Raw genomic sequence first — 2,603 nt, forward strand, 5'->3', positions numbered from 1 at the left:
AATCCAATCAATCTCATGTGCTATACCTTTATTATTTTTATTAGTAGGCCTTTTTTCCCTGACCTTATAGCCGTGCTGAACGCAATCTTGCGCAATGCTTATTTATTGATCTGTATCGAAATATGTTTGAACCCGTCCAAGCAAAGGCTACAGACGAACGAAGACGATGCCTCAATAAGTAACTCCAAAAAAACAGCGCCAGCACAGATCACCCACTGGCGCTGGTTAGGCTAGGGAACCAAAAAACTCAATCCTTATTGGTTTTGTTTCATGACCCAATCTATGCCTGTGTGCGCCCCAGCAGCACTTTGACAATGGAATTCAACCAGGTAAACCTCAGCGCCCGCCTTACGCGAGCGGGTTTTATTGACCGTCATAAGATACGGCCCTGAGCCACCAACCAAGGTGTAACCAGGGCTAGGAAAGGGGTCGCTATCCTTGGCATCTATGCTGACCGGCGTAGCAGCGCCATTTGCAGGCAGCACGGCCTGAATGCTTACCTGTGCTGGATTGCGGGGTCGCAAATCCTTCACATCCACATAGAGATGTTCCGGCTCGCCCGTGCCGTCGCCAGCATTAGAGCAAGTGACTTCATAGATGTCAGTTCCACCCGCTTTTGATTTCTTACGGCCTATAGACCCGGCCTGCGTATGCGCCGCCACAAGCTCCCCGTATCCGATTGCAATCAATAAAGTTGCAAGCATTATTTTTTTGGTATTTTTCATTTAATATCCTCATGCCATTAGCTTACCAATGGCAATATCATCAAAACTGTTTTGATTTTATCCGCAAAAAGTTCCAGGATGACCGCATTGCGCGGCACACCCTGGAATTGAAGGTGCTGTAAAGTTAGTTAAAGAACGAAAAGGACTAACTTACAAGCCCTGGTTACCTTTGGTAAAGGGACAGGTATTGCGGCCAGTCAGGTAGGTATCAAATGCCACGCCATTAGGCTCGACGCTAACTTCAGTCTGTGCGCCCGTGCAATTAGCAAGGTCCGCAGCACTGTTATTGACGGTCAGCGTAGTCCAATAAGTCTTTTGCAACATGTCTGGGTCGTTATATAAGGCACTGCCGCCCTCAAGCGCAGGAAACCACCAGTCCGCGCGGTTGTTGTCGCCATTGCCCTTCGCCATATCCTTAAAAGTATCCGCATCTGCCGCACTTTTTTGTACAAAACCGGTCTTGCCAGAAGTTGTCCTGGTGACTCCGTTATCCAAAGCATCCTTCGGTGCTTTGTATGGCCCAGCCTTATCATTGCCTGCATTCTTCCCTAAGTCGCAATAATTGATTACACCGATGCGGACCTTCAAGCTTTTCACACAGTTATCAACGATAGTCGGTGCGGTTACCCTAAACTGCGGAAGCGCATACACATTCGGTGCCATCACGCCATCCTTCCATACAATCCCTTGTACATTACCTAAGTTATCAGTGATTTCTTGGGCGGTATTAAAAGGCGATCCACCCGCAATCGCAGCCACGCCCAGTTTAAGCGATGCCTCTTTTATTGTTCCGTTACCATTACCGCCCACTTGAATCACTGCTCCGGTCGCATCTCTCCACACCGCGTTAGTGTCGAACGGAAACACCGCCGATTGGCCAAGTACCGGATATGACTGCGCTGGCGGGCCTCCTTCTACGCTATTGCCACAACCATGGGTGAGAGTGAACGCGTTGTAACTGCCTTTGCCTTCTTCAGCTTGGTCTCTAACGCCCGTGTGGGCAAACGTTTGTCCGGCAGCAAACAGGGCTACCAGCGAGCAAAATGTTAAGCCTTTAATTTTTAAATCCATCAGCAAGTCCTCCTTAGGACATAGTTATAATTTTTAATAAAGCATTTCATCAATAGTGACGACTATTTACGTATCACGACCAAAGTAAAAGCATTAACCATGCCAAGTTTTAGATATTTTTCGGACTACTAGGATTCTTGCCTTGATCGGTACTATTCCAGATAAATTTTAATTAACTTATTGATAATGCTAATTATTTAATAAAATTAAATTATTTTTGATTAAATACAAAACATAATTGGGAACGGGACGTATTCCCTAAAAAAACCACCATTTTTGGCTTAAAATCAAAAACTGTGTCATATGACACAGTTTAATTAAAATTTCTTAGCCCCTGAAACCCACATGAGCCGTGGCTTTCAGAAAAAACTGTGGCATATGCCACAGTTTCTATAAAAAAGTGCGTCATATGACACACTTTTTGATGATTTTTTAGCGTCCATTCTCAGCTTTTATATCGCAAAGACTAAATCAGCATGATTCAGGAGTGGTTCGGCTACAATTACGCTTAAGGTAACCTCTAAAAATTCAAAAAACGCCTTCTCCCGTTGGGATGCCTACATGGACAGATATTTGCTCCTGCAATATCTGCATTCACCACATCCATGTGGATTATGTAGGTAGTAGGGCACCAACAGTAGGCGCTTTAGGCGACGCAGGGCGACAAACCGCTCCTGCGTTTGCTGCATTCAGTACATCCTGTACTTCAGCAGTTGCCGAGAAGGTTGGGATGAGGGCTTTAAAATCAAGTGGTTATTTCCCTCACCCTAGCCCTCTCCCAGAGGGAGAGGATATTATTAGAGATTC

General features: G+C 45.6%; 3 protein-coding genes. 1 reads left to right on the forward strand and 2 read right to left on the reverse strand.

The window, feature by feature from the left end; all coding sequences use genetic code 11:
* Positions 1 to 234, forward strand: a 234-nt coding sequence (locus ACHZC4_RS02365) for a hypothetical protein (RefSeq protein ID WP_394752172.1), incomplete at its 5' end; no start/stop codon positions are given.
* Positions 235 to 254: 20 nt separating this feature from the next.
* On the opposite strand, the gene ACHZC4_RS02370 is transcribed toward ACHZC4_RS02365, so the two are convergent.
* Together ACHZC4_RS02370 and ACHZC4_RS02375 are read right to left on the reverse strand one after the other, a co-directional pair.
* Entirely contained in the window at positions 255 to 725 is a 471-nt protein-coding gene (locus tag ACHZC4_RS02370) for a hypothetical protein (protein ID WP_394752173.1), read from the reverse strand.
* A 150-nt stretch (positions 726 to 875) separates the two neighbouring features.
* Positions 876 to 1,796, reverse strand: coding sequence for a hypothetical protein (locus tag ACHZC4_RS02375; protein WP_394752174.1), 921 nt, complete (start codon positions 1,794 to 1,796; stop codon positions 876 to 878).
* Positions 1,797 to 2,603 lie beyond the last annotated feature (807 nt).

The organism is Crenothrix sp. (assembly GCF_043729335.1).
Classification (GTDB): domain Bacteria; phylum Pseudomonadota; class Gammaproteobacteria; order Methylococcales; family Methylomonadaceae; genus Crenothrix.